Raw genomic sequence first — 309 nt, forward strand, 5'->3', positions numbered from 1 at the left:
GTGTGGCGTTGGTGTGTGGTGGTGTGGTGTTGTCGTATGGGGAGTTGGATGAGTGGTCGAATCGGGTGGGTCGTTGGGTGTTGTGGTGGGGGGGGGGGGGGGGGGGGGGGGGGGGGGGGGGGTTTGGCGGGGGGGGGGGGGTGGGGTGGGGGGGGGGGGTGTGGCGGGGGGGGGGGGTGTGGGTGGTGTGTTTGTTGGGTTGTTTTATGGTGGGGGGGGTTTTTGGGCGGGGGTTTGGGGGGGGGCGGGTGGGGGGGGGGGGGGAGATTGTGGAGGATTCGGGTGCGGTGTTGGTGGTGGATGATGTGG

At 70.2% G+C, this 309-nt stretch carries 1 pseudogene; it reads left to right on the forward strand.

The features are described from left to right. Positions 1 to 26 precede the first annotated feature (26 nt). Positions 27 to 309 (forward strand): annotated as a pseudogene (locus AAHZ94_RS36600) (hypothetical protein); the annotation flags it as partial.

Source organism: Streptomyces sp. HSW2009 (assembly GCF_040240285.1).
Taxonomy (GTDB): domain Bacteria; phylum Actinomycetota; class Actinomycetes; order Streptomycetales; family Streptomycetaceae; genus Streptomyces.